Source organism: Pseudolysinimonas sp., assembly GCF_031389465.1.
GTDB lineage: Bacteria > Actinomycetota > Actinomycetes > Actinomycetales > Microbacteriaceae > Pseudolysinimonas_A.
In genome coordinates, this window is the sequence record NZ_JANMSQ010000130.1 from 1 (window position 1) to 1,629 (window position 1,629).

Below are 1,629 nucleotides of genomic sequence, written 5' to 3' on the forward strand. Positions count from 1 at the left end.
GTGATCTGCGCACGCACGAACACCGCCTGGGTGCCTGCCGAGTTCGTGCTGGCGATCGCGAACGCCGACGTGTTGTCGGAACCGCAGCCCTCGAAGACCGACTCGAAGCCGGTGAAGATGCCGTCATCGTAGGCCGTGGCCTCCGAGACGACTGTTTCACACGAGCCGTAGATCTCGGTGATCGACGCGAGCAGACCGAGCAAGCCTTCGTCGGTCACCCCGGAGGTTCCGGTCGCGCCGATCTCGAGCCCCGGAACGCTCCAGGTGTCGAAATAGGCCTGGATGTCGGGCGAGACGGTGATCGCGGCCCATTCCTGGCCGGCGTCGGTCGTGAACGGCTGACCGTCGACCTCGGTCCAGTCGTCGGGGACGGCGACGGTGAGCACGCCGAGGTCATCGACGACGGAGGTGAACCCGGTCTCAGACGGTTCGACGGGTTCGATCGGTACGCCCGTCTCGATCGGAACCGGCGACTCATCGCCGCCGATCGAGCCGAAGTTGGGGGTGGGTTTGGGAGTCTCAACGGGAGCAGGAGCGGGTCCGAAACATCCGCTGAGCAGTGCAGCGGTGCTGAGGCCCATGGCGACGACGAGCGCCGCGCGGAGCAAAGGGGTGCGTGACATGGGTTGCCTCCAAAGGGTGTGAACGAGCCTCACTGTAGTCGTCGATCCGAGCGGTGCTACCCTGGATTCGTGCGTTTCGGCTTGCTCCTTCTTAGCTGCCGCGACGAGGTCTAGTTTCCTAGCCTCCCTCGTCGCGGAGTTCGTCGTCGGCTGACAAACTTTTCGACCTGAGAGACCCAGAGACCATGAGAAACACACAGCGCCCCTCCGGGATGCCGGTACATCGCTACCGCCCCTACTCTGCGCAGTTCACCACCGACCTGCCTGACCGCACGTGGCCGACGAAGACCATCGAACGCGCACCCATGTGGTGCGCCGTCGATCTCCGCGACGGCAACCAGGCGCTCATCGACCCGATGAGCCCGGAGCGCAAACGCATCATGTTCGAGCTGCTCGTGAAGATGGGCTACAAGCAGATCGAGGTCGGCTTCCCGTCGGCCAGTCAGACCGACTTCGACTTCGTACGGCAGCTGATCGACGAGAACCTGATCCCGGATGACGTCACCATCCAGGTGCTGACCCAGGCTCGCGAAGAGCTGATCGCGCGCACCTACGAGTCGATCAAGGGTGCCAAGCAGGCGATCGTGCACTTCTACAACTCAACGAGCGTGCTGCAGCGCGACGTCGTGTTCCGCACCGACAAGGCCGGGATCCTCGAGATCGCTCTGCAGGGTGCGCGCTGGTGCACGCAGTACGAGGCGACCGTGCCGGGCACCCAGATCTACTACGAGTACTCGCCGGAGAGCTACACCGGCACTGAACTGGAGTACGCCCTCGAGGTCTGCAACGCCGTCATCGAGCACTTCCAGCCGACGCCCGACCGCAAGATGATCATCAACCTGCCGGCGACCGTCGAAATGGCCACCCCGAACATCTACGCCGACTCGATCGAGTGGATGTCGCGCAACCTCGCCCGCCGCGACAGCGTGCTGCTCTCGCTGCACCCGCACAACGACCGCGGAACCGCCATCGCCGCGGCCGAACTCGGCTACCTTGCCGGAGCCGA

At 64.5% G+C, this 1,629-nt stretch carries 2 protein-coding genes; one reads left to right on the top strand and one right to left on the bottom strand.

Going from position 1 to position 1,629, the window contains the following annotated elements; all coding sequences use genetic code 11:
- A partial coding sequence (locus tag RMO30_RS04930; RefSeq protein WP_309710277.1) for a hypothetical protein occupies positions 1-623 on the bottom strand: 623 nt, incomplete at its 3' end.
- Between the two features lie 185 nt (positions 624-808).
- On the opposite strand from RMO30_RS04930, the gene RMO30_RS04935 reads away from it, so the two are divergent.
- A partial coding sequence (locus tag RMO30_RS04935; protein ID WP_309710279.1) for a 2-isopropylmalate synthase occupies positions 809-1,629 on the top strand: 821 nt, incomplete at its 3' end.